At 72.1% G+C, this 25,766-nt stretch carries 18 protein-coding genes; 9 read left to right on the forward strand and 9 right to left on the reverse strand.

The window, feature by feature from the left end:
• Positions 1 to 74 precede the first annotated feature (74 nt).
• Positions 75 to 2,345 (reverse strand): M4 family metallopeptidase, encoded by a 2,271-nt coding sequence (locus ACFY1T_RS32935; RefSeq protein WP_390791443.1) that lies wholly within the window; start codon positions 2,343 to 2,345, stop codon positions 75 to 77.
• Positions 2,346 to 2,725: 380 nt separating this feature from the next.
• On the opposite strand from ACFY1T_RS32935, the gene ACFY1T_RS32940 reads away from it, so the two are divergent.
• A complete protein-coding gene (locus ACFY1T_RS32940; RefSeq protein ID WP_390791444.1) occupies positions 2,726 to 4,213 on the forward strand; it encodes a sugar transferase in 1,488 nt (495 codons plus the stop codon).
• 29 nt (positions 4,214 to 4,242) lie between these two features.
• On the opposite strand, the gene ACFY1T_RS32945 is transcribed toward ACFY1T_RS32940, so the two are convergent.
• Positions 4,243 to 5,187 (reverse strand): GDP-L-fucose synthase family protein, encoded by a 945-nt coding sequence (locus tag ACFY1T_RS32945; RefSeq protein ID WP_390791445.1) that lies wholly within the window; start codon positions 5,185 to 5,187, stop codon positions 4,243 to 4,245.
• A 243-nt stretch (positions 5,188 to 5,430) separates the two neighbouring features.
• Here ACFY1T_RS32945 and gmd point away from each other — a divergent pair, with 243 nt between their 5' ends.
• From gmd to ACFY1T_RS32965, 4 genes are all read left to right on the forward strand, one after another.
• The gene (gmd, locus tag ACFY1T_RS32950) at positions 5,431 to 6,444 is read left to right on the forward strand and encodes a GDP-mannose 4,6-dehydratase (protein ID WP_390791446.1); all 1,014 of its coding nucleotides are present in this window, start codon (positions 5,431 to 5,433) and stop codon (positions 6,442 to 6,444) included.
• A gap of 245 nt (positions 6,445 to 6,689) precedes the next feature.
• A complete protein-coding gene (locus ACFY1T_RS32955) occupies positions 6,690 to 9,467 on the forward strand; it encodes a LamG-like jellyroll fold domain-containing protein (protein ID WP_390791447.1) in 2,778 nt (925 codons plus the stop codon).
• Positions 9,468 to 9,548: 81 nt separating this feature from the next.
• Entirely contained in the window at positions 9,549 to 10,226 is a 678-nt protein-coding gene (locus ACFY1T_RS32960) for a hypothetical protein (RefSeq protein ID WP_390791448.1), read from the forward strand.
• Positions 10,227 to 10,346: 120 nt separating this feature from the next.
• Complete coding sequence (locus tag ACFY1T_RS32965) at positions 10,347 to 10,559, forward strand: DUF6458 family protein (RefSeq protein WP_030857282.1); 213 nt, start codon at positions 10,347 to 10,349, stop codon at positions 10,557 to 10,559.
• Positions 10,560 to 10,562: 3 nt separating this feature from the next.
• On the opposite strand, the gene ACFY1T_RS32970 is transcribed toward ACFY1T_RS32965, so the two are convergent.
• Together ACFY1T_RS32970 and ACFY1T_RS32975 are read right to left on the reverse strand one after the other, a co-directional pair.
• Entirely contained in the window at positions 10,563 to 11,678 is a 1,116-nt protein-coding gene (locus ACFY1T_RS32970) for a glycosyltransferase (RefSeq protein WP_390791449.1), read from the reverse strand.
• Complete coding sequence (locus ACFY1T_RS32975; RefSeq protein ID WP_390791450.1) at positions 11,675 to 12,214, reverse strand: WcaF family extracellular polysaccharide biosynthesis acetyltransferase; 540 nt, start codon at positions 12,212 to 12,214, stop codon at positions 11,675 to 11,677. The genes ACFY1T_RS32970 and ACFY1T_RS32975 overlap by 4 nt, the downstream gene beginning before the upstream one ends.
• Positions 12,215 to 12,329: 115 nt before the next feature.
• Between ACFY1T_RS32975 and ACFY1T_RS32980 the strand changes: the two genes are divergently transcribed.
• On the forward strand, positions 12,330 to 13,850 hold the full coding sequence (locus tag ACFY1T_RS32980) for a hypothetical protein (protein WP_390791451.1): 1,521 nt from the start codon (positions 12,330 to 12,332) through the stop codon (positions 13,848 to 13,850).
• 31 nt (positions 13,851 to 13,881) lie between these two features.
• Here the strand turns inward: ACFY1T_RS32980 and ACFY1T_RS32985 are convergent, their stop codons facing one another.
• The 3 genes from ACFY1T_RS32985 to ACFY1T_RS32995 are packed head-to-tail and all read right to left on the reverse strand — an operon-like array spanning position 13,882 to position 18,088.
• Entirely contained in the window at positions 13,882 to 15,105 is a 1,224-nt protein-coding gene (locus ACFY1T_RS32985) for a hypothetical protein (protein ID WP_390791452.1), read from the reverse strand.
• Entirely contained in the window at positions 15,102 to 16,886 is a 1,785-nt protein-coding gene (locus tag ACFY1T_RS32990) for a lipopolysaccharide biosynthesis protein (RefSeq protein WP_390791453.1), read from the reverse strand. The genes ACFY1T_RS32985 and ACFY1T_RS32990 overlap by 4 nt, the downstream gene beginning before the upstream one ends.
• A complete protein-coding gene (locus ACFY1T_RS32995) occupies positions 16,883 to 18,088 on the reverse strand; it encodes a glycosyltransferase family 4 protein (protein ID WP_030857294.1) in 1,206 nt (401 codons plus the stop codon). The genes ACFY1T_RS32990 and ACFY1T_RS32995 overlap by 4 nt, the downstream gene beginning before the upstream one ends.
• Positions 18,089 to 18,260: 172 nt before the next feature.
• Here ACFY1T_RS32995 and ACFY1T_RS33000 point away from each other — a divergent pair, with 172 nt between their 5' ends.
• Positions 18,261 to 18,731 (forward strand): adenylyltransferase/cytidyltransferase family protein, encoded by a 471-nt coding sequence (locus ACFY1T_RS33000; RefSeq protein ID WP_030857296.1) that lies wholly within the window; start codon positions 18,261 to 18,263, stop codon positions 18,729 to 18,731.
• Here the strand turns inward: ACFY1T_RS33000 and ACFY1T_RS33005 are convergent.
• Positions 18,712 to 19,434, reverse strand: a complete 723-nt coding sequence (locus tag ACFY1T_RS33005) for a CDP-alcohol phosphatidyltransferase family protein (RefSeq protein WP_390791454.1) — start codon at positions 19,432 to 19,434, stop codon at positions 18,712 to 18,714. The two genes, ACFY1T_RS33000 and ACFY1T_RS33005, sit on opposite strands and share 20 nt — an antisense overlap.
• 114 nt (positions 19,435 to 19,548) lie before the next feature.
• The gene (gene glgX, locus ACFY1T_RS33010) at positions 19,549 to 21,867 is read right to left on the reverse strand and encodes a glycogen debranching protein GlgX (RefSeq protein ID WP_390791455.1); all 2,319 of its coding nucleotides are present in this window, start codon (positions 21,865 to 21,867) and stop codon (positions 19,549 to 19,551) included.
• Between the two features lie 214 nt (positions 21,868 to 22,081).
• Between glgX and ACFY1T_RS33015 the strand changes: the two genes are divergently transcribed.
• Both ACFY1T_RS33015 and ACFY1T_RS33020 read left to right on the forward strand, forming a co-directional pair.
• On the forward strand, positions 22,082 to 23,269 hold the full coding sequence (locus ACFY1T_RS33015) for an Ig-like domain-containing protein (protein ID WP_390791456.1): 1,188 nt from the start codon (positions 22,082 to 22,084) through the stop codon (positions 23,267 to 23,269).
• Between the two features lie 180 nt (positions 23,270 to 23,449).
• Positions 23,450 to 25,645 carry a choice-of-anchor A family protein gene (locus tag ACFY1T_RS33020; RefSeq protein WP_390791457.1) on the forward strand — a complete coding sequence of 732 codons (2,196 nt, stop codon included), beginning with the start codon at positions 23,450 to 23,452 and terminating at the stop codon, positions 25,643 to 25,645.
• Positions 25,646 to 25,766 lie beyond the last annotated feature (121 nt).

Below are 25,766 nucleotides of genomic sequence, written 5' to 3' on the forward strand. Positions count from 1 at the left end.
GCCCGGGAGGGTCTCTCCCGGACGGCCCCGCGTTTTCAGTGGGTCAGCCGTGTGGCTTCACCTGCCCCGGAGGGTCAGAAGGTGAGCTTCCAGCTGTCGATCTTGCCGGTGTCCAGGCTCGCGTTGTCGCTGACCCGGAGCTTCCAGACGCCCTGGGCCACCTCGGACGAGGCGTTGACCGTGTAGCTCTTGACGATGTTGTCCGCGCTGCCGCCGGAGCGGTTGTGCAGGTTGTAGACGCTGCCGTCAGGGGCGACCAGGTCGACCTTCAGGTCGCCGATGTAGGTGTGGAGGATGTTGACGTCCACCTTGAGGGTGCTCGGCGCGTTGCCGGTGCGGGTCACCGTGATCGGGGACTCGACCGTCGCGTTGTCGGCGATCGCGTAGTCGTTCGTGTTCTCGAACACGTTCTGCTGGGACGTGCCGACGGTCCAGGTGAAGGACGTCGTGCCCGTCTTGCTCGCCGAGTCGGTCACCGTCACGGTCACGTTGGACGTGCCCGCGGTGGTGGCCGTGCCCGAGATCAGACCGGTCGAGGAGTTGATCGACAGGCCGGCCGGGAGGCCGGTGGCCGCGTAGCTGAGCGCACCCGGGTTGGTGCTGGTCGCCTGGACCTGAAGGCTCACAGCGGTGTTGATCTGGGTGGTCTGGTTCGGGATCGCGGTGACCGAGACGCCGGACTGCGGCGGCCGGGCGCCGACGGCGATGCCGGCCCAGGCGTTGGCCACGTTGTTGTACGTGACCGAGTTCGCCCCGTACAGGTCGGCGGCGGCCTGGAGGGTCGCCGTACGGGCGGCCGCGTAGTTGGTGTTCGACTTGAAGTAGCCCACCGTCAGCGCGCGGAACCAGATCTTCGCGGCGGCGTCACGGCCGATCGCGGTGACCGGGAGGCCGTCGGAGGTCGGCGAGTTGTAGCTCACGCCGTTGATGACCTTGGCGCCGGAGCCCTCGGACATCAGGTAGAAGACGTGGTTGGCCGGGCCCGAGGAGTAGTGGACGTCGATGCCGCCGATGCCCGAGTACCACGAGTCCTTGGAGCCGCCGTCCTTGCTCGGCTTGTCCATGTAGCGCAGCGGGGTGCCGTCGCCGTTGATGTCGATCTTCTCGCCGACCAGGTAGTCGCCGACGTCCTGCGGGTTGTTGGCGTAGAACTCGACGGCGGCCGCCATGATGTCCGAGGTCGCCTCGTTCAGACCGCCGGGCTCACCGCTGTAGGTCATGTTGCCGGTGACCGAGGTGAGGCCGTGGGTCATCTCGTGGGCGGCCACGTCGATGGACGTCAGCGGGTGGGTGTTGCTCGTACCGTCGCCGTACGTCATGCAGAAGCAGGAGTCGTCCCAGAACGCGTTCACGTACGCGTTGCCGTAGTGGACCCGGCTGTACGGGGCCACGCCGTCGTTGCGCAGGCCGTTGCGGCCGTGCACGTTCTTGTAGTAGTCCCACGTCAGCTGTGCGCCGTAGTGCGCGTCGGCGCCGGCGGTCGCGCGGTTGGACGCGGCGCCGTTGCCCCACACGTCGGTCGTGTTGGTGAACAGGCTGCCGGTGCCGGAGCTGCCGCCGTTGAGGTCGTACGTCTTGTGGTTGCCGCGCCCTGCGTCGGTCAGCGTGTAGTTGCTGCCCGACTGCGAGGTGCCCATCGTGACCTGGCCGCTGTACATGGTGTTGCCGGTGCCGGTCTCGATGGCCTGCCACTGGGTGATCTTCGCGCCGGTCTTGGCGTCCGTGACCACGTGCAGCTCGCTCGGGGTGCCGTCGTCCTGGAGGCCGCCGACGACGGTCTCGTAGGCCAGGACGGGGGCGCCCTCGGCGGCCCAGATCACCTTGCGGGCGTTCTTGGACGCCTTGGCGTTCTTGGAGCCCTCGGAGTTGGCCGCGGAGACGGCCTGGCCCTCGGCGGCGGCCGGGGTGACCGTGGCCGTGGTGTCGGCGACCTTGATCTCGTGGTTGGTCGCGCGGGTGATGCTCTTGGTGACGCCGGCCTTGGCGTGGACCGTCAGGTCGCCGCCGAGCACGGGGAGTCCGCCGTAGGTGCGCTCGTACGTGGTGTGGGTGGTGCCGTCGGCGTCCTTGACGACGTCGCGTACGACCAGCTTCTCCTGCTCGCCGAGGCCGAGGGCCTTGGCCGCCTGGACGGTGGTCGAGTTGGCGTCCGCTATGAGCGTCGCACGCTCGGAAGGACTGAGGTTGACGGCGGCCGCACCCGGGTTGGGCTGAGCGGCGTTGCGTGCCTGCGACGCGGTGGCGTCGGCGGAGGCGGTACCGGCCTGGATGCCGACGGCGAGCAGTGCGGCGGCGGCAACGAGAGCGCCGGCCGCGGTGGCACGCCTGTGGGGGGTGTGACTCAACGCAGACTCCTTCTGCAAGGGGGTGCCGGAGAGCTGGGTGGGCCTCCGGGCAGAGCAGGCTGGTGCGAAGAACGGATCGAAGAGTGCCAGCTGGCGGCATGGATGTCAGGGCCGCGTCAAAAGGTTGGCCGGAAACGGTTCGTTGACCGATGAGACGCATCCGGTATCCGGACCATTCACCTTCGCGTGCGAAAGGGGGGTCCGATATCTGGAACGGTTGGTACCGGTTGCTAACACTTGCGCAACAAGAGGTCCCGTTCGGGCAATCGGCATTTGTCGTACGGGCGTTTGTCGTACTGTTTCCCGGTGCGCCAATTGTTCGTAGCCAGGGGAAGCCGCGGGCACGCGCATCTGTCATAGACCACGTGCCAGGGGGGCCCATGAGGCATGTCCATTTTCCTGCGCAAAGACTGGCCGGAGCCGCGGCGGCGTCCGCGGGGCTCGCGGCCGCCCCGGTGAGGCGGATCGGCGACAAGGCCCGCTGGTACCTGCCGGCCGCCCTCACGGCCGACTTCCTCGGTGCCGCGGTCCCCGTAGGGCTGGTCTTCCAGGCGGCGCAGCAGGTCCGGCCGGTGTACTGCGCCCTCGGCGCGGCCCTCGCCTGGACCGGGGTGCAGGCGGTGCGCCGCCGCTACGCCTCCCGGGCGCTGGGAGAATCGCGCGGAGTGCTGCCCGTCCTGCATGACTGGCTGATTCTCATCGGTGTCCTGGCCGTGGCCCGCGTGGTGACCGGCGAGAGCACCCCGCGGCTGTCCGCGCTCGGCGCCCTGTTGCCCGCCCTCCTCGTCACCGTGGCCTGCCACAAGCTGACCTACCGCCACCTCTCGGCGGCGCGCCGCGAGGCGCACGCCGTCAGCCGGGTCCTGGTGGTCGGCGAACCCGGCGCGGCCGGGGCCGTCATCGAGCACCTGGCCGCGCGCACCGACCATCCGTACGTCGTCGTCGGTGTGGTGCCGGTCGGCGCCGGCCCGCTCGAAGGCGGGGTGCCCATCGCGGCCCGGCTCGAGGAGAGCGTGCCCGAGGCCCCGAACGCGGACTCGGCCGCCGTGCTCGGCGCGGTCCGCAGCCACCACGCCGACCTCGTCCTGGTCGCCCCGGGTGCGCGGATCGCGGGCGAGCGGCTGCGCAAGGTCGCCTGGGCGCTGCACGACGCGGGGCTGGAACTCGCCGTCTTCCCCGGACTGGTGGAGGTCTCCGTCAAGCGGCTGGAGACCGTCTCCGCGGGCGGGCTCGCCGTGCTGCGGGTGGCGCCGCCGGTGGGCCGGGGCGTGCAGACCCTGCTCAAGTCGGTCCTCGACCGCACCGGGGCCGGCGTCGGGCTGCTCCTGCTCTCGCCCGTCTTCCTCGGCATCGTCCTGGCGATCCGCCTCGGCTCACGCGGTCCGGCGTTCTACCGCCAGCGGCGCATCGGGCGCGACGGGGCTCCGTTCGTCATGTGGAAGTTCCGCACCATGGTCGTGGACGCGGACCGGCTCAAGAACGAGCTGTCCGGGGCCAACGAGAACGACGGCCTGATGTTCAAGATCCGCCGTGACCCCCGGGTGACCCGGGTGGGCCGGCTGCTGCGCCGTACCTCCATGGACGAACTGCCCCAGCTGTTCAACGTGCTCAGCGGGCACATGTCGCTGGTCGGCCCGCGCCCGCCGCTGCCGGAGGAGGTGGCCCAGTACGACGAGGTCGAACTGCGCCGGCTCACCGTGCGGCCGGGCATGACCGGGCTGTGGCAGATCAGCGGGCGCTCGGACCTCTCCTGGGACGAGACGATCCAGCTCGACCTGCAGTACGTCGACAACTGGTCCTTCACCAGTGACGTCGACGTCATGGGCCGTACCCTCCGCGCCGTCGTCGACGGCCGCGGAGCGTACTAGGAGGTCCCTTGGAGCCTCGGCACCCGCGCTCAGCCCTGCTCGCGCCACCACCGGTAGGTGGCGGCGATCCCGTCCCGCAGCCCGATCTCCGGCTTCCAGCCCAGCGAGGTCAGGCGGGTGACGTCGAGGAGCTTGCGCGGCGTGCCGTCCGGCTTGGACGTGTCCCAGGCGAGCCGGCCGCGGAAGCCGGTCACGTCGGCGACGGTCTCGGCGAGGGCCTTGATGGTGAGGTCGTCGCCACAGCCGATGTTGACCGGCTCGTCCCCGTCGTAGCCGTTCAGCAGCACCGCGCAGGCGGCCGCCAGGTCGTCCACGTGCAGGAACTCGCGGCGCGGGGTGCCGCTGCCCCACAGCGTGACCTCCTCGCGCCCCTCGGCGGCCGCCTCGTGGAAGCGCCGGATCAGGGCGGGCAGCACGTGCGAGGTCTCCAGGTCGAAGTTGTCGCCCGGGCCGTAGAGGTTCGTCGGCATCGCCGAGATGTACGAGGCCCCGTACTGCTTGCGGTACGACTGCACCTGGACGATGCCGGCGATCTTCGCCAGGGCGTACGCCTCGTTGGTCGGCTCCAGCGGGCCCGTCAGCAGCGCGTCCTCGCTGATGGGCTGCGGGGCCAGCTTCGGGTAGATGCAGGAGGAGCCCAGGAACAGCAGGCGGCCGACGCCGGCGGCGTGCGCGCCGCCGATGACGCTGAGCTGGATCTTGAGGTTGTCCTCCAGGAACTGCACCGGGTAGGTGCTGTTGGCCATGATCCCGCCGACCTTGGCGGCGGCCAGCACGACGGCGTCGGGGCGGACGTCCCTCAGGTACGCCTCCGTGGCGGCGGCGTCGCGCAGGTCGAGGTCGGCGCGGCCCCGGGTGAGCGCCTCGTGCCCGTCGGCGGTGAGCCGGCGGGCGACCGCGGAGCCCACGAGGCCGCGGTGGCCCGCGACGAAGACGCGGGCGTTCGGGGGCAGGAGCGGCAGCGAACTTGTCATACCGCCGATGATGCCAGTCCGCCGCCGCGGGCCGCCGACGAGGTCCGGCCCCCGGACGGGGTGCGGACGCCGGACGGGAGCCGGCCGCCGGAGCGGGGCCGCCCGCCCGCCGCGAGCGGAATCCGGGCGAAGGGGGCGGGCGCGGGCCGTGTACGGTACGCATCCAGCCTCGTAAGGGTGGGGCGGCTGGGGCGGGGCCCCGCTCACCAGAACAGACCGACACGATCCCCAGGGGGACCCCAGATGGGCAAGACCGCACTCATAACCGGCGTCACCGGGCAGGACGGCTCGTACCTCTCCGAGCTGCTGCTCTCCAAGGGCTACACGGTGCACGGCCTGGTGCGGCGTTCCTCCAGCTTCAACACCGAGCGGATCGACCACATCTACCAGGACCCGCAGACCGCCAACCGGTCCTTCGTCCTGCACCACGCCGACCTCTCCGACGGCGTCGCGCTGGTGAACCTGCTCCGCGAGATCCGGCCCGACGAGGTCTACAACCTGGGCGCCCAGTCCCACGTGCGGGTCTCCTTCGACGCCCCCCTGTACACGGGCGACGTGACCGGCCTCGGCGCCCTGCGCCTCCTGGAGGCGATCCGCGCCAGCGGTGTGGACACCCGGATCTACCAGGCCTCGTCCTCGGAGATGTTCGGGGCCACCCCGCCCCCGCAGAACGAGCAGACCCCGTTCCACCCGCGCAGCCCGTACGGCGCCGCGAAGGTGTTCGCGTACTGGACCACGGTGAACTACCGCGAGGCGTACGACATGTTCGCCGTCAACGGGATCCTGTTCAACCACGAGTCCCCGCGCCGCGGCGAGACCTTCGTGACCCGCAAGATCACCCGCGCGGTGGCCCGCATCAAGGCCGGCCTCCAGGACCACCTCTACCTGGGCAACCTCGACGCGGTCCGCGACTGGGGCTACGCCCCCGAGTACGTGGACGCCATGTGGCGGATGCTCCAGCAGGACGAGCCGACCGACTACGTCGTCGCCACGGGCGTGGCCGCCACGGTCCGCGAGTTCGTGGAGTCCTCCTTCACCCACGCGGGCCTCGACTGGGCCGAGCACGTGCGCTACGACCCGAAGTACGAGCGCCCGAGCGAGGTGGACGCCCTCATCGGCGACGCCTCCAAGGCCAACGAACTGCTTGGCTGGAAGCCGACGGTGCTCGTGGCCGAGCTGGCGCAGATCATGGTCGACGCCGACATCCGGCAGGTCGAGGACCAGCTGGCGGGCGCGACGGTCCGCATCGACCGCTGAAGGCCTTATATTTCCCCTACGATTTGCCGTGTCCCGGTCATCTCCACTGGTATCGGTGGGTGTGGCCGGGGCAAACCTGTCGTATGTCCGTTGTGCGCCCTCCAACCTGAACCGTTCATTCCAAGTTGGTATGCAATGGGTCAAGGGAGGTGACCAGGTCCTCGCAGAAGCCCTAGTCTGCGCCAGTACATATGGCTGTTCGGATAGTTCCAGCCATCAAACCGGGCGATTGCCCTGGGGGGCTCATGCGTAGATCCAGAGGGCTGACTGCTGCCCTCGTCCTGTCACTGGCCGGCGCCGGCACCGGCATAGGTCTGGTGCTGATGCCCGAGGCGTCCGCCATCACGCCTCCCGTGGCATTCACCGCCGACGAGCTGCCCACCTGGCAGCCCAACGGCATCGTCTTCGCGATGGCCGAGGCGAACGGCACGGTCTTCGCGGGCGGCACCTTCTCCGCCGTCCGCCCGCCGGACGGCACCAGCGGTGCCGAGCAGGAAGCGGTCAACTTCGTGGCGCTCGACGCCGCGACGGGCAACCCGACCTCGTGCAAGCTCGCCTTCACCATCGGCGACGGCAGCGCGACCGTGCGCACCCTCGAGGTCTCGAAGGACAAGAAGACCCTGTACGCGGGCGGCTACTTCGGCGCCGTCAACGGCACCCCGGTCTCCAGCCTGGCCGCGATCGACATCGCGACCTGCACCCCCAAGGCCGCCTTCCACCCGGGCTTCCCCGCCACCGTGCGCGCACTCGCCGTCACCGGCGACACCGTGTACGCGGCCGGCGACTTCGGCACCGTCGAGGGCCAGACGCGCGAGCGGTTCGCCGCCGTCGACGCCGGCTCCGGCGCCCTGAAGCCCTTCACGGCCAACGCCGACGAGCCCGGCCGCGCGGTCGAGGTCACCCCGGACGGCAAGAACGTGCTGCTGGGCGGTGACTTCTTCGACATCAACGGCAAGAGCACGCACGCCCTGGCCGTCGTCAACGCCACCACCGGCGCGGTCACCAAGACGTACAGCAACATCCCGTCGAACTCCGTGGTCAAGGACATCGCCACCGACTCGACCGGCTTCTACACCGGCAACGAGGGCTCCGGCGGCGGCGTCTTCGACGGCCGCATCGGCCTGAACCTCAGCGACTTCAGCGAGAAGTGGCGCGACCGCTGCCTCGGCGCGACCCAGGCCGTCCTGCCCTACGACGGCGTGCTCTACAGCGCCTCGCACGCGCACGACTGCTCGCTCGAGGGCCAGTTCCCCGACGGCAAGCGCAACTTCTTCAACGCGCAGCTGACCAACTACGAAGGCGCGGCCCCCGCGCCCGTGGACGGTTTCGTGCGCAGCCCGCGCAAGCTCGGCTGGCACCCCACCGCCAACGACGGCATCGGCGAGGGCATCGGCCCGCGCACCCTGACGATCGCCGAGAAGAACGACGTCAAGTACCTCTGGTCCGGCGGCGAGTTCACCGCGATCAACGGCAAGGCGCAGCAGGGTCTGACCCGCTTCGCCTCCACCGGCGACGTCGGCGCCCCGACCACCCCGGTCGCGAGCGCCGGCAGCGTCAAGCCCGGTGAGGTCCAGGTCCGCTGGCGCACCAGCTACGACGCCGACGACAGCAAGCTGACGTACCGGATCTACCGCAACGGCTCGTCCACCCCCATCGCCACCGTCGCCGCCGAGTCCCTCGAGTGGCAGCGTCCGCAGGCCTCCTGGACCGACACCACGGTCAAGGACGGCCAGTCGTACACCTACCGCGTGACGGCGACCGACGCCGCGGGCAACACCAGCGCCCTGTCGGCCAACGCCGCGGTCACGGTCCCGAGCTCGGTCCAGGCGTACCCGAACCAGGTCCGCACCGACGGCGCCTCCCTGTACTGGCGCTACGACGACACCGTCAGCCCGTACGTCGCCGACTCCTCGGTCGCCGGCAACACCAGCGGTGTCCAGCTCAACGCCCCGGCCCTGCGCCAGACGCCCGGCGCGATCAGCGGCGCGAGCACGGCCATGGGCTTCAACGGCACCAGCCAGCAGGTGTACAGCGACCACCGCCAGACGGTGGGCAACGCGTTCTCGGTCGAGACCTGGTTCAAGACCAACACCACGCGCGGCGGCAAGCTGATCGGCTTCGGCAGCAACACGGACCGCAGCAGCGGCTCGTACGACAAGCAGATCTACATGACCAACACCGGTCGTCTGGTCTTCGGCGTCAGCAACGGCTCCGCCCGCACCATCACCACCGGCCTGTTCGACACGTACAACGACAACAAGTGGCACCACGTCGTCGGCGCCATGGGCGCGAGCGGCATGGAGCTGATCGTCGACGGCCAGAGCAAGGGCACGCTGAACGTCACCAGCTCGGTCGCGTACGAGGGCTTCTGGCACGTCGGCGGCGACAACCTCAGCGGCTGGCCGTCGAAGCCGACGAGCAACTTCTTCGCCGGCCAGATCGACGAGACGGCCGTCTACCCGAAGGCGCTCACCGCGGCCCAGGCCAAGAACCACTACGACCTGGCCAAGGCGCCGTCCGACACGGTCTCCAAGGTCTCCGCGACCGAGGACACCTACGTCAACCAGGGCGCCCCGAGCGCCGCCAACGGCGCCAGCACCTCGCTGGCCGTCCGCGGCACGTCGGCGTACCAGACGTACCTGCGCTTCAACCTGCCGGCCGCGCCGGCCGGGCAGGTCCTGAAGTCCGCCTCGCTGCAGATCAAGACGTCGACCCAGGCGAACGCCGGTACGGCCGACAAGATCTCCGTGGTCCCGGTCACCGGCACCTGGAGCGGCGCGAGCACGACGTTCAACACCAAGCCCGCCCTCGGCGCCACCGAGCTCGGCTCGTTCGCGAGCGTGCCGGACGGCTCGGCGATCCAGAGCACCGCGCTGGACACCGCCGCGCTCACCCCGGTGCTGGGCACCGGCTACAGCCTGGCCCTGACGAGCACGGGCACCGACCCGCTGTGGATCTGGTCCATGGAGTCGACCGCCGCGGACGCCGCTCCGCAGCTCGTCCTCACCTTCGGCCCGAAGTAACCGCGTAGACGGATGCGGGGCCCGGCGTGAACCACAGCCGGGCCCCGCACCCCTATCCCACGTAACAACAGGAGCCACACGATGTACCGACGCTCCGCTGCGGCTGCTGTTCTGCTGGCCGCGGCTCTGACCCTGACCGCCTGCAGCTCGGGCGGCGACGGCAAGGCCGACGCCGAGGCGGCGAAGCCCAAGCCGCCGGCCGCGTCCTCGGTCCCGGACCCGGCGGACGCCTCGGCGCCCCCGGTCTCGCCCGACGCGAAGCCGACCGGCCCGGTCCTGCCGGACGCGAAGCTCACCCCGAAGACGGGCAGCTTCAAGGCCAACGAGAAGCAGTACCTGAGCGGACGGGTCCCCGAGAAGATGGACCCCGCGGCGGTCCTCCAGACCGGCCAGGAGTCCTGCCAGCGGGTGGAGCGCACCGCGAAGCGCGACAAGGACGCGGCGACCGGGGCCGTCATCGCCGGGGAGATCCCGGGGGCGAAGGACGCGATCACGTACCTGTGCCCGGAGCAGAAGCCGATCCTGGATGCGGCCTCCAAGGGCTTCGCGGACGGCACCCGCCAGTCGCCCGCGGCGGGCACCTACCGGGCGCTGACCCAGGCCACGACGTGCACCTGGGAGGCGAAGGGCAAGGACGGCGCGGTACTGGCCTCCGGCCCCGAGTCCCCCCTGAAGGCCGGCGACAAGATCACGGCCGCGATCCCCGCGGGCACGGCGACCTTCACCTCGGCGGGCTGCTACGCCTGGATCCCGGCGTAACCCCTCCCGCACGGACGCGAACGCCGCCCCCGCCCGAACTCCGGTCCGGGGGCGGCGTTTTCGCATCCGGTTCCCGGGTAGCCGCGCGGTCAGACGACAACGACTGCGGAGGCGAATCACATGGGAGGCATCGGCGGCTGCATCGCGCTGATCGTGGTGGGGGCCATCCTCACCTTCGCGACGGACTGGAAGATGGAGAGCGTCAACCTCGACGTCGTCGGGCTGATCATGATGGCGGCGGGCGCCATCGGCCTCGCCGTCTACGCGAGCGTCTTCAAGCGCCGCCGCGCGGCGGCCCTCCCGGTGGTCGACGAGACCCACCGCGAGCTGTAGCCGTCAGCGCAGGGCCTTCTCGTAGACCGGGAGGAGGGTGTCGATGACGGCGTCCATCGAGAAGGAGTCCGCGGCCAGCCTGCGGGCCGACGCCCCGGCCCTGGCGTTCTCGGCGGGGTCCAGGAGGGACAGGACGGCTTCCGCCGCGTCCGCCGGGCCCGGGGGGACCGCCCGGCCGGCGCCCGCCGCGGCGATGTCGCGGGCCAGGCCGTTCGAGTGGGTGACCACCGTCGGGACGCCCACCGACAGGGCTTCCAGGACCGACATCGGGAACGGCTCGTCCACCGACGGCAGTACGTAGACGTGCGCCCGCCGCAGCTCCGTCAGGACCTCGGCGGTCGACAGCGCTCCCGGGACCGTGAAGCACCCCTCCAGGCCCAGCTCCGCGATGCGCGCCCGCACCGCCGCCAGCTCGCCCTCGTCCGGGCCGGCCACCACGAACTCCGCGTCCGGGTGCGCCGCCAGGATCGCCGGGGCCGCGTCCACGAAGTCCACCGGGCGCTTGCGGGCCTGCAGGCGCGCCGAGTACAGGATGCGCGGGGGGCCGGCCGGGGCCGGCCGCTCCTCCTGCGCGGGCGTGCCGTTCACCAGCCGGACGGCCCCCGGCAGCGCGCCGCCCACCACCGCGTCGAGGCCCTCCCGTTCGTGCGGGGTCAGGTACAGCACCGCGTCCGCGCCGCGCAGCAGCCTCCGTACGGCCACCGCGTCCAGCACCTTGGCCAGCAGCTTCTCGCTCGGGTCCACCATCCCGTGCGTCTGCAGCACCAGCGGCTTGCCGGCCCGCAGCGCGGCGAGGGCCACCGGCAGGGTCACCAGGTCCCGCGCCAGGTGGACGTGGACCACGTCCGCGTCCCGGACCAGCCGGCCCGCCGAGGCCAGCAGGGCCGGCGAGGTCATCCCGCTGAAGCCCAGGGGGAGGAGGCGCCGGGCCGGGAACAGCTTCGCCGGGACGCCCTCCACCGAGGTCGGCCACGGTTCCGGGAAGCCCTCGCCCAGCGCCAGCAGCCGCGCCTCGTGGCCGCGGCCCCGCAGGCCCTTGGCCAGGTTCAGCGCGACCCGGACGGGCCCGCCGAAGGCGTGCGAGGGGGAGTGGAGCGTGACGGCGTGCAGGACTCTCACTTGGGCTCCTCGACCGGGCGGCGCTGCCCGTCCATCGTCTGCAGGGTCAGTGCAGGAAGGTTTCTGTGGACCACGGAACCGGCACCCGCCACCGCGCAGCGGCCCACCGTGACCCCGGCCAGCACGGTCGCCCGCACGGCCACCCACGCGCCGTCCTCGACCACGATCGGCCCGTTGCGGTAGCGGAAGTCGGCGGCCCGGTGGTCGTGCGAGCCGGTGCAGAGCATGGCCTCCTGCGAGATGCAGACGTTCGCCCCGATGGTCACCGGCTCCAGGTTCAGCAGCCAGGCGCCCTCGCCGATCCACGTGTGGTCGCCGACGGTGAGCTTCCACGGCCACAGCACCCGTACCCGGTGCCGGATCAGCACGCCCTCGCCGATGCACGCGCCGAACGCCCGCAGCAGTGCCACCCGCAGCCGGGCCGGACAGAACCACGCCATGAACAGCGTGTTCATCACCGCGAACCAGAGCGCCTGCGTCAGCAGCCCGCGCCCCTTGTCGTATCCGGCCAGCGTGAAGGCAGGAAGATCACGCAACTGTCGCCCCTCATCGTGCGCTGCGGGCCCGTCGCGCTCCGCAGGAGCGCCTCCCCGGACGCCGCCCGCTCAGACTAGACTGCGCGCGGACCAGGCACATCGGGCGGGGGCGGCAGTGGCAACGGACATACGCAAGCCCTCGGTGACCCCGCCGCTGCCGTCCGTCCCCGAGCCGCAGGACGCGCACAAGTGGGGCCGGGTCACCACCCCGCGGACCCTGCTCTCCCGCGCGCTGTCCGTGCCGCTCATCCTCGGCTTCACCGTCTTCCTGCCGCTGATCGTCGCCGTCCAGCCGGGCGACGGCCAGCGCGACGCCGCCTTCTGGCTCCAGCTCCTGCTCACGATGTACGCGGGCGCCCGGCTCTCGGCGATGGTCCTGACCAGCCGGCGCAAGCTGCTCCAGGGCTCCTTCTGGCTCTTCGTCTACATGGCGATGGGCGTGGCCCCGCTCGCGCAGGCCGTCCTCGGCCGGGTCCCGACCCCCGTGGTCGGACCCCGCTCCGACCTCACCGTCGCCATCGGCCTGGTCCTGCTCGGCTGCACGGCGTTCGACGTCGGCGTCCTGCTGGCCCGCCACCGGCCGGCCGGGCGGGCCGGCGGCTCCCAGAAGGAGCCGCGGCCGGTCATGGCCCACCGGCGCCGCCTCCAACTGCTGACCGGGCTCGCTTTCCTGTGCAGCGCCGCGTTCATCATGAAGCTCGGCGGCCCGGCGGTGTTCTTCTCCAGCCGCCAGGAGATCATCGCGGGCATCGAGGAGGCGGGCGTCTCCAACGGCGACGGCCAGGCCGGCCAGGCCCTGCTGCGCGGCTTCGGCACCGTCCCGGCGCTGCTCGCCCTGCTGCTCTACACGCGCTGGCTGATCACCTCGACCTACGCCCGCCGCAAGGTGTCGATCATCGTCACCTGGGGGGCGCTGGCCCTGCTCAACCTGGTGGTCAACAACCCGATCTCGAACCCGCGGTACTGGTTCCTCACGGTCATGTTCGCGCTGCTGTTCACGGTCTTCCCGGTGAGCGCCGCGATGTACCGGGTGGCGCTGTCGATGGCCGTGGTGATCGCCCTGCTCGTGTTCCCGTTCGCGGACCGCTTCCGCTACGACGAGAAGAACTACAAGCCGGTCGAGACGACGTCGTTCCTGGAGCCGATGGCGCTGAAGGACTACGACCAGATCGGCATGTTCGCCAACACCATCACGTACTCGAACTCCGGTCCCGGGCACCTGTACGGGAGCCAGCTCGCCGGGTCCGTCTTCTTCGCGGTGCCGCGCTCGGTCTGGCCGGGCAAGCCGAAGGACACGGGCGTGATGGTCGGCGAGTGGATGGGGACCGTCAACACCAACCTGTCGTCCCCGATCTGGGCCGAGCTGTGGCTGGACTTCGGCCCGCTGGGCATGGGCGCCGGGCTCCTGGCCACGGGGTACGCGGCGGCCCGGGTGGACCGCCGCTACGCGAAGCGCGCCACGCGGCGCTCGCCTCCGGGCAGCCTGATCTCGGTGGTGGTCCCGCTGGTCGCCGGATACTCGTTCATCCTGCTGCGGGGCCCCCTGCTCCAGGCCTCCGGCCGCGTGGCGATCGCGGCCCTCTGCCTGGCGCTGGTCGCGACGTACCGCCAGGACAAGTCCACCAGGCTGCGCTGACAACAGGCCGGCAGCCCGGGCGCCCGTCGGCTCAGGCGGCCGTCGTGACCGGCTGCCCGGGCGCGCGCGCCGGGACGCGGGAGACGCGGAGCCAGGCCGCCGCGGCCTTGAGCGCCGAGCCCGCCGCCAGTCCCCAGGCGGCGCCGGTCACGCCGGCCACCGCGTACCCGCCGAGCAGCAGCGCCACCGACAGCAGCGAGAAGACGACCTGCAACGAGAGCGTCGCCTTCGGGTTGAGGACGCGCAGGGTCAGCAGGGCGCAAGTGCCCAGGCCCATCACCGCGTACTGGGCTCCCGTGGCCGGGAGCAGGGCGGAGGCCGCCGCCCACGTGTCGCCGAGCAGCCGGCGGCCCACGCCTTCGGGCAGCGCGTACAGGACCGCGGCCCAGCCGGCGCCGAGAGCCGCCAGCACGCCGCCCATCGCCGCCGTCAGCCGGACCACGCCCCGCTTGCCGGACGCCCGGCCCACCACCGGCGGGCCGAAGGCGTTCGCCGAGTTGAACAGCACGTTCAGCGGGCCGAACAAGGTCGTCGCGCCCCGCAGCGCACCCACCGCCAGCGGGGTCGCGAACAGGCCGAGCCCCAGTACCGCCAGCTGGCTGGACCCGTTGCCCACCGCGAACTCGACCACGAACCGCTGCCCCAGGTGGCCCCGCCGCAGGTACGGCCGCAGATCGGCCGCCGCGCCCCGGACGTACGGACGCAGCAGCCACAGCCCCAGCGCGAGCGCCGGGAGCGCCGAGACCCCCCACACCAGTACCAGCCGCCCGGCGGAAGCCCCTTCGGGCTGGAGCAGCAGCGCGGCCACGACGCACACCAGCCGCAGCGCGTCCGCGGCCAGCGCCCGCTCGGGGGTGCGCAGCGCGGAGAAGCAGTACCGCAGCCCGTCCTGGACGAGCACCAGCGGCAGTACGAGGCCCAGCGCGAGGAACGCCCGGCCGCCGGCCCCGGTCACGGCGAGGCCGACGAAGGCCAGCGCCGCGCCCGCCGCCGCCGAGGCGGCCCCGGTGAACGCGAGGCCCGAGCGGCACACCGCGCCCAGCCGGTCCTCGTCCTTCTCCAGCACCACCGTCTGGCCGACGTACGCCATGTTCAGCCCGAGGAGCACGCTGAACGTCACGTACACCATCGAGAAGTCGGCGAAACCGGATGCCGAGGACAGCCGGGCGGCCAGCACCAGCACCAGGATGTTCGTGGCGCTGGACGCGGCCTGGTCCAGGACCGAGGAGACGGCGGCGAGGCCGCGCCGGCTCATCTGCGGCCCATGCGCACCGTGCGCAGGGCCACCGTGTCCGTGCCGTCACCCGGGATGTGCTGTTCGGGTTCGGCCTGCCGGTGCGCCTGCTGACCCTGTCCCTGAGCCTGGTTCGGCTGCCGCGTGAGCGGCTGAGCCTGCGGCGCGGACGGCCGGGAGGCCTGCGCCGGGGCGGCGGACGCGCCCTTCGCCTTGCCGCCGCGGCCGCGCTTCTCGCCCGGCAGCGGGGCGTGCAGCACCGCGCCGAGCACCGTGCCGCCGGCGCCGCTGATCAGCTCGCGGATCCGGGACAGGTCGGTGCGGTGGACGGCGCGCGGGTCGCAGACGACCAGGACGCCGTCGACGCGGTCGACGAGCGCGAGGGCGTCGGCGTACGAGAGCACGGGCGGCGCGAGCACGACCACCGTGGAGTTGGGGGAGTCGGCCTCGGAGATCAGCCGGGTGGCGCGCGGGGAGGTCAGCGCGCGGGGCACGTTGCGCACCGGCTCGCCCGGGATCAGGTCGAAGGTGCCCGACTCCCCGGCGTCGACGACGAGCTGGCGTCCGTCGGGCCACTCGGAGTCGCCGTGGGCCGCCGGGCCGCCGGAGGCGCCGCCCGGAGTCTGGCTCCACCGCGGCCGCCCGGCGCCGGTCGGCAGCTGGCTGGCCAGGACCGGAGTGCGCAGGTCGGCTTCGATGAGCAGGACGTCCTTGCCGGTCTCCGCGAAGGAGGCGGCCAGGTTCACGGCCGCCGCGGCGGCGGTCTCGCTGCTGCCGCGCGGGGCGACGACCAGCAGCCGGCGCCGGTCGGCGAAGCGGGAGTCGTACGCGAGCCGGAACGCCACGGAGCGGAACTCCTCGGCGAGCCGGGGGTCCTCCTCGCCGGCCGCGAGCAGTGGTCCGCCGCCGGTCTTGGCCCGCGGCAGGTAGCCGAGCACGGGGGCGCGCAGGGCCCGCGCGACATCGCCCTCGGAGCGCGGCGCCGGGTCGAACACGAGCCGGACCCACGCGGCGAGCAGGCCCAGGGCGAGGCCCACGGCCGCGCCGAGCGCCAGCGACATCACGAGGCCCGGGCCGTCGGTGTCGGACGGCGGGGTCGCGGGGCTGGTGACCCGGCCCGGGCTCATGTCCAGGGCCTGGAGCTTGGCGATGTTGCTGTTGAGGGTGTTGACCTTGCTCTGCAGATCGGTCTTCGAGGCGTACGCGGCGTCGCGGCCCGTGCCGGCCGGCATGGTGTTGATCTGCTTGACGAGCTCGTCGAGGTTCTTGGCGACCGGGTCGCGCTGGTCCTGGTAGCCCTTGACCATCTTGTCGCGCGTGACGTCGAGGGAGTCCTGCCGCTTGAGCAGGTACGCCTCGGTCATCGCGTTGGCGCGGGTGGCGGCCTCCTTGGCGGAGGACGCGGTGTAGGTGAACCGCAGCACCATCGTCTGGGGCGGGTTGGTCACCTGGAGGCCGCTGCGCAGACCGGCGAAGTCCTTCGAGGTCACGCCGAGCTTCTTCGCGGCCTCGTTGGCTATGGAGGAGCTGAGCGCGACCTGGCGCTCCGAGCCGATGTTGATCGCCTTGTCGGGCGCGAGGCTCGGGTTGAACGGGTCGTCGGTGGGCGCGCGCAGCACGACGTCCGCGGTGGCGACGTAGGTGTCGGACGTGGAGATGCCGAGGTAGACGCCGCCCAGCAGGCCGATGCCGACACCCGCCCCGAGGAGGCGGCGGTAGCGCAGGAGCTGTTTGAACTGGTCCCTGAGGAGGTCCGGTTCGTCCTCCGCCGGGACGGACGCAGGGCGGTTCGTCTCGATCACGACTGCGGACCCCCAAGTGCTTCGTCTATCAGTGCGTCGATGCGGGCCAGGCCCGCGTCACGGCTCAGGTGGGCCGCCACGTGCCGGGGCCCGGCCGCCCCGAGCGCATCCGCGCCCTCGGGGTCCTCGGCGAGGGCCCGTACGGCCTTCAGCAGGGCGTGGGGGTCCTCCGGTGGTACGAGCACCCCCGCACCCGAGCGTTCCACTTCCTGGGCCGTGCCGCCCTCCGCCGCGACGGACGCGATGACGGGCCTGCCCGCCTGGAAGTAGGAGGTCAGTTTGGACGGCACGCTCATGTCGAGCACGGCCGCGTGCTGCGTGACGGCGAGTACGTCCGCCGCCGCGAGGATATCCGGGAACTCTCCGTCGGCGGCAGGGGGGATGATGTCCAGATTCGGCACGTCTGCCGCGAGGTCGGCCAGGGCCGAGCGCTGGCTGCCGTCGCCCATGAGGACGAAACGGACACCGGGATCCAGGCGGGCGGCGCCCACGAGCACTTCGAGGCCCTGCTTGAGGCCCATGTTCCCGGAGTGCAGGACGACCGGCTCGCCGGGTGCCCAGCCGAGGTGGCGCCGGGTCTGGCCGCGCGGCCGGGTGGGCTGCGGGACGTGGGACCAGTTGGGCACGAGGCGGATCTTCGCCGGGTCCACGCCCATGCCGACGACCCGGTCCACGAAGGTCTCGTGGATCACGCCGACCAGGGTGGCCCGCTTCAGGGCGTACGCCTCCGCGCGCCCGGCGACGGCGGCCGCCTTGTCGCCGCCGCTGATCCCGCTCTGCGCGGCGGCCGCGCCCATCAGGTCCTGGACGACCGGGATGAACGGGACCTTCCAGCGGGCGGCGAGCCGGGCGGCGAGGACCCCGCCGGCCAGGCTGGGCATCTGGGCCATGACGGCGTCCGGGCGCGGCATCCGGGGCGGGGCCACGGCGCCGTGCAGCAGAATCGATCCTTCAAAAAGGGCCCGCTTGACGGCGGTCTGGCGGGGCGGCACGGTGTGTGCGCGCCGGTGCACCGTGACCCCCGCGCGCTGTTCCGTGCGCCGGAGCGCCCCCTTGTACTCCGGCTCCAGCGACCACGACGGGTAGTGCGGCATGCCGGCGAGCACGTGGGTGTCATGGCCGAGATCCGCCCAGTGCTCCGCGATCTGGGTGGCGTACGGCCCAATCCCCGCGTGCTCGGGAGCGTAGTTGGTGGAAACCAGCAGTAGGCGCCGGTGACCGGATCTCGACACTGAACGTCCCCTTCTCCCCAGGATGATGCGCACGTCACCCTATTCGTTCACCGACAGCACGGGGAACGTGCACGCTATTGTCTGCTAATCCGCCACACCGGGGGGTGTGGTCGCTGGGGGGTAACTCATGACGGAGCGCGACATGTCCGACCTTGGTGCACCTGCGCACAGACCGTACCGAGTCGGGTACGCCCCAGGTGCGTACGATCTGTTCCATATCGGGCATCTCAATATCCTTCGGCACGCCCGGAGTCAGTGCGACTACCTGGTCGCCGGGGTGGTCTCCGACGAGATGGCGGAACTGGCCAAGGGCCGCCGCCCGATGATCCCGCTCGTGGAGCGGCTGGAAATTGTCCGAAGCGTCCGGTATGTGGATGCCGCGTTCGTCGAGACGGTTCCGGACAAGGTGGAGACCTGGAAGCAGGTCCGCTTCGACGTGATCTTCAAGGGCGACGACTGGCGGGGCACTCCCAAGGGCGACAAGCTGGAGAAGGACTTCGCCGCCGTCGGCGTCGACGTCGTCTACTTCCCCTACACGGTGCACACGTCCAGCACCCAGCTGCGCCGGGCCCTGGACGCGCTGTCCGAGCCGCTCAGCGCGGAACGGCGCTGAGCTCCCGGAACCACTTCGCGAGGAACGCCACCAGGAACAGCACGGCGACCGCGCCGAGCCCGGCGTAGGCCCAGCGGAACAGCGCCCCGCCCCCGAGCGCGAGGAAGACCAGGCAGAACACGCCGTAGTCCACGGGCAGCAGCGCCACCGCGCGCACGGTCGAGGGCGCGGCGGCGGGGCTCCCGGGCGCCGGCTTCGGCTTGAGCTTCTCGGTCAGCAGGCCGCCGAAGAAGGTGACGACCGAGGCGAACTGGAAGCCCAGCGGGACCAGCAGCCAGCCCTGCCCGCCCGTCCCGTACGCCTCGGGGAAGCGGTAGAACGCGATCAGCACGCAGGTGTGCAGCGCGGTCAGCTTGGCGCAGTCCACGACGTGGTCCAGCCATTCGCCCGCCGCGCTGCCGCCGCCGCGCAGCCGGGCCAGCTGCCCGTCGGCCGAGTCGAAGGCGAACCCGACGGCGAGCGCGGCCCACACGGCCGCGCCCAGCCCCCACGAGGGCGCGCAGAGCGCGACCGCGGCCACGGCGGCGAAGCTGAAGGCGGCGCTGACCAGCGTCACCTGGTTCGGGGTCAACCCGAGCGCATGCGACACGGCGGCCAGGTACCGCCCCGCGGGCCGGTTGACGAACCGCGAATAGAGCGACACCCCCTTCGCCGACTTCTGCGCCCCGCGCAGCTCCCGCAGCGCGGTCCCGACTCTCGCCATGCCCACCCCTGATCCCTGCCGATGTGGCACACGTGTACGGGTGCACGTGTGTACGAGGCCACATCATCGCAGGACGAACGAGGGTTCCCGCTCCGGCTCGGCCGTCCTCCCGCCTCACCCGGCCATCCGCCCTCCCCGGCCGGACACCCGCAGCAGCAGCACCGACCGGGCCGGCACCGTCAGCGTCTCCCCGCCCCGGTGCCGGGTGCCGGGAGGTGCGGCCTGGTCCTCCCGCGCGGTGTCCAGCACCAGCTCGTACCCCGCCGCCCACGGAGCGCCCGGCAGCACCCACGCCACCGGCCGGTCCCCGGCGTGCAGCAGCGCCAGGAAGCTGTCGTCGGCCACCTGCCGCCCCCGCTCGTCGCGGCCAGGGATGTCCCGCCCGGACAGGTACATCCCGAGCGAGGCGGCCGGGGCGTACCAGTCCCGCTCGGTCATCTCCTTGCCCGCCGGGGTGAACCAGGCCAGGTCCCGCAGCCCGTCCGCGCCCTGCGGACGCCCCGAGAAGAAGGCCCGCCGGCGCAGCACCGGATGCTCCTGGCGCAGCGCCACCAGCCGCGCGGCCAGTGCGAACAGATCCCGCCAGGCCGGATCCTCCAGCAGCGACCAGTCCACCCAGCCCGTCTCGTTGTCCTGGCAGTACGCGTTGTTGTTGCCGCCCTGGGTGCGCCCGAACTCGTCCCCGGCCACCAGCATCGGCACCCCGGTCGACAGCAGCAGGGTGGTCAGCAGGTTGCGCAGCTGCCGCCGGCGCAGCACCCCGATCCGGGCGTCGTCCGTGTCCCCCTCCGCCCCGCAGTTCCAGGAGCGGTTGTCGTTCGTCCCGTCGCGGCCCGCCTCCCCGTTGGCGTCGTTGTGCTTGCGCTCGTACGACACCAGGTCGCGCAGCGTGAACCCGTCGTGCGCCGTCACGAAGTTCACCGAGGCGTACGGCCGCCGCCCGCCCCACGCGTACAGGTCGCTGGAGCCCGACAGCCGGTACCCGAGGTCCCGCACGTCGGGCAGCGCGCCCCGCCAGAAGTCCCGCACGGCGTCCCGGTAGCGGTCGTTCCACTCCGTCCACAGCGGCGGGAACGCCCCCACCTGGTAGCCGCCCGAGCCCACGTCCCAGGGCTCGGCGATCAGCTTCACCCGCCGCAGCACCGGATCCTGCGCGATCACCGCGAGGAACGGCGACAGCATGTCCACGTCGTGCATCGAGCGGGCCAGCGCCGCCGCCAGATCGAAGCGGAACCCGTCCACTCCCATCTCCGTCACCCAGTAGCGCAGCGAGTCCGTGATCAGCCGCAGCACGTGCGGACGCCCCGCGTGCAGGGTGTTCCCGCAGCCCGTGTAGTCGGAATACCGGCGCTGGTCGGACTGGAGCCGGTAGTAGCCCCGGTTGTCGATCCCGCGCAGCGACAGCGTCGGGCCCAGCTCTCCCGCCTCCGCCGTGTGGTTGTAGACCACGTCGAGGATCACCTCGATCCCGGCCGCGTGCAGGGCCCGCACCATCCGCTTGAACTCCCCGACCTGCTGCCCGGCCGTACCGCTCGACGAGTACCCCGCGTGCGGGGCGAAGTAGCCGACCGAGTTGTAGCCCCAGTAGTTGCGCAGGCCCCGGCGCAGCAGGTGGTCCTCGTGCGCGAACTGGTGCACCGGCAGCAGTTCGACCGCCGTCACGCCCAGCTTCACCAGGTGCTCGAGGGCCGCCGGATGGGCCAGCCCCGCGTACGTGCCGCGCAGCTCCTCGGGAACACCCGGATGGCGCATCGTGAACCCGCGCACGTGCAGCTCGTAGATCACCGAATCGGCCCACGGGGTCTTCGGCCGGACGTCGTCCGCCCAGTCGTCGTCATCGTGGACGACCACCCCCTTGGGGACGAACGGCGCCGAGTCCCGGTCGTCGCGCACCGTGTCCGCGATGTACTGCTGCGGCCAGTCGCGGACGTGCCCGTACACCTCCGGCGGCAGCGTGAAGTCCCCGTCGACGGCCCGGGCGTACGGGTCCAGCAGCAGCTTGGCCGGATTGAAGCGGGCCCCCGTCCAGGGGTCCCAGCGGCCGTGCACCCGGAACCCGTACCGCTGCCCCGGGCGCACCCCCGGCAGGAAGCCGTGCCAGATCTCGTGCGTCAGCTCGGTCAGCGCACACCGGGTCTCGGCGCCCTCCGCGTCGAACAGGCACACCTCCACCGACTCCGCGCCCTGCGCCCACAACGCGAAGTTGGTGCCGGCCGTCCCGTCCGGGCCGGTGCGGAAGCGCGCCCCCAGGGGGTGCGAGGACCCGGGCCACACCGGGGGCCCCGGGCGCGTGACGGCCCGTAAGGCCGGCTCCCGACCCTGTGGCACCGGCCCGCTCCACTGGCCGTTGACGTGCGGGGCGGGCGACTCCACTGAGGTCACTGACTCCATGGCGGCGGTATCCACCGCCTCTTGCTCGGCTGCGCTCGACACTGCCCGCCTCCACGGCTCCTGGGTACCGGCAGGGGAAGGCACGTGCGGCCCCGGCGTCCCTGCCGGAGCCAGCCCCCGTCTGGTCCTTCCCACTGTTCTGCCCGGAGAGATCTGCCCGGAACGTGGCCCGCGCTCACGTTTCCCCCGGAGGGCCCCGGTCGTTGGAGGGATCGTGACACTTCTGACGAGGCGGGCGGCGGCTGGCTTGGCCGCCGTGGCGGTATGGGCGGGCCTGCTGGGCGGCCTGGCCGGATGCACCGCGAGCGGCGGTTCCCCCGTCGAGATCCAGCTTCCCGGCAAGCCCCGGTCGCCCGACGAGGCCATCCGCATCACCCCCGAGGACAACGCCAAGGGGGTCCCGGCCGAGGGCCCGCTGACCGTCAGAGTGCCCGAGGGCCGCCTCGAGCGGGTCGTGGTGACCAAGGTCGAGGACGCCCAGGAGGAGCGCGTGCCAGGCTCCATCGCCCCCGACGGCCTCAGCTGGAGCCCCGACACCGAGGGCGGCCGGCTCGCGCTCGCCGCCAAGTACACCGTGGACGCGGTCGCCCTCGACGGCCACAACCGCCGCCAGGCCCGGCACACCACCTTCACCACCTACGTCCCCGAGGAACGGTTCATCGGCTACTTCAAACCCGAGAACCGCTCCACCGTGGGCACCGGCATGATCGTCTCCTTCAACTTCAACCGCTCGATTGCGAACCGCGCCGACGTCGAGCGGGCCATCACCGTCACCTCCAAGCCCGCGGTGCAGATCGTCGGCCACTGGTTCGGCAAGGAGCGCCTCGACTTCCGGCCCAAGACGTACTGGAAGCCCGGCACCGAGGTCACCGTCACCATGAACCTGCGGGACGTGCAGGGCGCGCCCGGCTCGTACGGCATCCAGGACAAGTCCGTCACCTTCACGGTCGGCCGCTCCCAGGTCTCCCTCGTGGACGCGGAGGCGCACACGATGGAGGTCCGCCGCGACGGGAAGCTGGTCCAGACTCTCCCGATCAGCGCCGGAGCCCCCAAGAACACCACCTACAACGGCAAGATGGTGGTGCTGGAGATGTTCGACGTGACCCGGATGAACGGCCAGACCGTCGGGTTCGGCGGCGAGTACGACATCCCCGACGTGCCGCACGCCATGCGGCTCACCACCTCCGGGACCTTCCTGCACGGGAACTACTGGGCCAGCCCCGACACCTTCGGCTCCTCCAACACCAGCCACGGCTGCGTGGGACTGCGCGACGACAAGGGCGGCGGCTCGGACACCCCGGCCGGCTGGTTCTTCGACCGGACCCTGGTCGGAGACGTGGTGGAGGTCGTGAACTCGCAGGACAAGACGGTCGCCCCGAACAACGGGCTGGGCGGCTGGAACATGTCCTGGGCGGACTGGGTCGCGGGCTCCGCCATCACCTGACGGCGCACGCCGGGCGCCGGCGGGACAAGCTCCGCAGGCGCCCCGGACGCACACCAGTCGAGTGATTGTCACACCGCAATGTCGCGGCCCGCGTGTGTCCTTCCGTCCGACACCCCTGATCCTGCGCTCAGCTTGCCCCAGCCGAGCGGCGCGGCAGCGCCAGGAGACGGACGGAGCGTCATGTCAGCAAGGAACTGGACCCTCGGGCTCGCGGTCGGAGCCGTTCTGGCCGCCGGGTCCTCCACGGCCCTCGCGGCGGCCCCGGCGGCCGACCGGCCGGTGCGGGAACACGCGGCACCGGTACGGGCCGCCCTGCGCGCCCCGCTGCCGGACGGCCTCGGTCCCTGCGTCCCGGGCCGGTGCCCCGACCCGTTCCCCCCGGTCGACGTCGGCACCACGGCCAAGGGGTACGACGACGCCGTGAACGTCTTCGTCGGCGGGGACTTCCGGGTCCGCGCACGCGCCGCCGAGGCCGAGGGCAAGGTCGTCGTCCTCGGCAGCTTCGACCAGGACAAGGACGCCCAGGCCGGCCAGGCCTACAACATCGGCATCGTCGGCGCGGGCTCCCTGGTGCAGCCCCCGCCCGGCTCGGACTTCCTCGCGACCGGTGCGAACGTCCGGATCGCCGCAGGCGAGCGGCTGATCTCCGACGGCGGCGTGGTCCGGTACGCAGGCACCGCACCCGGCCCCGGCCGGGTCACCGGCCCGCTGGTCCAGGACACGACCGCCGTGTCCAAGTACGAGGGCCTGCGCGACCGGCTCACCGCCGCCAGCAAGTGCTACGCGCGGGTCGGCGGGCAGCTCCGCACGGCCACCGGCACGGCCGTCAACGCCTCCGGGACCACGGTCTTCACCGGGGACGGCGTCTCCGGGCTCCAGATCTTCAACGTCGACTTCGACATGGTGTCCGGCGGAGGCGGCGGCGGAGCGGGCGGGGCCGTCGGGATCCGCTTCGACCGCATTCCGGCGGACGCCACCGTCCTCGTCAACGTCCTCGGCACCGACCGCACCATCAGCACCTACAGCGGCGCCATCGACGACGCCCACAGTCCCTGGAACGCGCTGCGGACCCGGCTGCTGTGGAACTTCCCGGACGCGACGACCCTGCACCTCCGGGGCAGCGGCCAGTTCCAGGGCGCCGTCCTGGTCGGCGAGCAGGCCTCGCAGACCACGGTCACCCTGCCCGGCATGAACGGCCGCTTCTTCACCACCGGCACGCTCACGCACACCAGCGTCGACGGCCTCGGCGGGGGCCAGGAGTTCCACGCGTACCCCTTCGACGGCGATCTGCCCGACTGCGCCGTGACCCCGCCCGTACCCGTCACCGGATCGGTCTCCGTCCTCAAGCGGGACGAGACGGGCAAGCCGCTGGCCGGCGCGCACTTCGAGCTGTGGCGCGAGACCAACGGTGTGCGCGGCGCCCAGTTCACGGGCGAGGCCGACACCAAGGTCGCCGACTGCGTCACCCCCGCCGACGGCATCTGCGCGCGGGAGTCGGAACTCGGCACGTACTACTGGCGCGAGACGGCGGCCCCCGACGGGTACGTGCTGCCCGAGCAGCGCGTCTTCCCGCTGACGCTGACCGCCGAGAACGCCACGGCCGGCACGCGGTACGTGGTGGACAACGTGAAGGTGCCGCCGCCGGCGCCCACCGGCAAGGTCGCCGTCCACAAGGTCGACGCCAACGGCACCACCCCGCTCGCGCGGGCCACGTTCCAGCTGTGGCGCGAGACCAACGGCCGTACGGGCCTCCAGACGGACGGCGCCGGCGGCTCCCCGGACACGCTCGTCGAGAACACCTGCGTCACCGGGGCCGACGGCCGGTGCGAGCGCGTGGTCGAGCCCGGTACCTACCACTGGCGCGAGACCGTCGCCCCCGAGGGCTACGAGCTGCCCGCGCAGCCGGTGACCACCGTGGTCCTCACCGAGGCGGACGTCACCGCCGGGGTCACGGCGACCGTCGTCAACGGCAAGGAGTACCGCGGGGTGCTGGAGGTCCTGAAGAAGGACGCCAAGACCAAGCGGCCGCTGCGCGGCGCCGTGTTCGAGGTCTGGAAGGAGGCCAACGGGACCGCGGGCCTGCAGACGGCGGGCATCAACGCCGACGTCCTGGCCAAGGCGGGCTGCGCCACGGACGGAGCGGGCGTCTGCACCTTCGGGGACCTGGAGGCGGGCGCGTACTACCTGCGCGAGACGGACGTGCCCGAGGGCTACGTGCTGCCGGACGACCGGGTGACCGGTCCGCTGCGGCTCGACGGGGGGACCCCCGGCCACAAGCTGGTGGTGACGGTGGACAACCGGCGCGACGACCACGGCAAGGGCAAGGACGACGGCGGCAAGGGCAAGGGCGGCGGCAAGGGCGCCGGCCGCGGCTGATCCGCCCCCGCCCGTGCGCCGGTGAGGTGACGCGCTCACCCCACCGGCGCACCCGCGCGGGCCCCCCGGCTCCGGTCCGGGTTAGCTGGGCCCCGGCGGCCCGGCCGGCGGGCCGGAGGAG

The sequence above is a fragment of the Streptomyces sp. NPDC001194 genome (assembly GCF_042896985.1).
Classification (GTDB): domain Bacteria; phylum Actinomycetota; class Actinomycetes; order Streptomycetales; family Streptomycetaceae; genus Streptomyces.

What these genes read in the sequence shown, in the direction of transcription:
- ACFY1T_RS32940 (WP_390791444.1), top strand. Translation starts at nt 2,726, where the DNA reads ATGAGGCATGTCCATTTTCCTGCGCAAAGACTGGCCGGAGCCGCGGCG.
- ACFY1T_RS33000 (WP_030857296.1), top strand. Translation starts at nt 18,261, where the DNA reads ATGTCCGACCTTGGTGCACCTGCGCACAGACCGTACCGAGTCGGGTAC.
- ACFY1T_RS32945 (WP_390791445.1), bottom strand. Translation starts at nt 5,187, where the DNA reads ATGACAAGTTCGCTGCCGCTCCTGCCCCCGAACGCCCGCGTCTTCGTC.
- ACFY1T_RS32985 (WP_390791452.1), bottom strand. Translation starts at nt 15,105, where the DNA reads ATGAGCCGGCGCGGCCTCGCCGCCGTCTCCTCGGTCCTGGACCAGGCC.
- ACFY1T_RS32965 (WP_030857282.1), top strand. Translation starts at nt 10,347, where the DNA reads ATGGGAGGCATCGGCGGCTGCATCGCGCTGATCGTGGTGGGGGCCATC.
- ACFY1T_RS32960 (WP_390791448.1), top strand. Translation starts at nt 9,549, where the DNA reads ATGTACCGACGCTCCGCTGCGGCTGCTGTTCTGCTGGCCGCGGCTCTG.
- ACFY1T_RS33020 (WP_390791457.1), top strand. Translation starts at nt 23,450, where the DNA reads ATGTCAGCAAGGAACTGGACCCTCGGGCTCGCGGTCGGAGCCGTTCTG.
- ACFY1T_RS33005 (WP_390791454.1), bottom strand. Translation starts at nt 19,434, where the DNA reads ATGGCGAGAGTCGGGACCGCGCTGCGGGAGCTGCGCGGGGCGCAGAAG.
- gmd (WP_390791446.1), top strand. Translation starts at nt 5,431, where the DNA reads ATGGGCAAGACCGCACTCATAACCGGCGTCACCGGGCAGGACGGCTCG.
- ACFY1T_RS32955 (WP_390791447.1), top strand. Translation starts at nt 6,690, where the DNA reads ATGCGTAGATCCAGAGGGCTGACTGCTGCCCTCGTCCTGTCACTGGCC.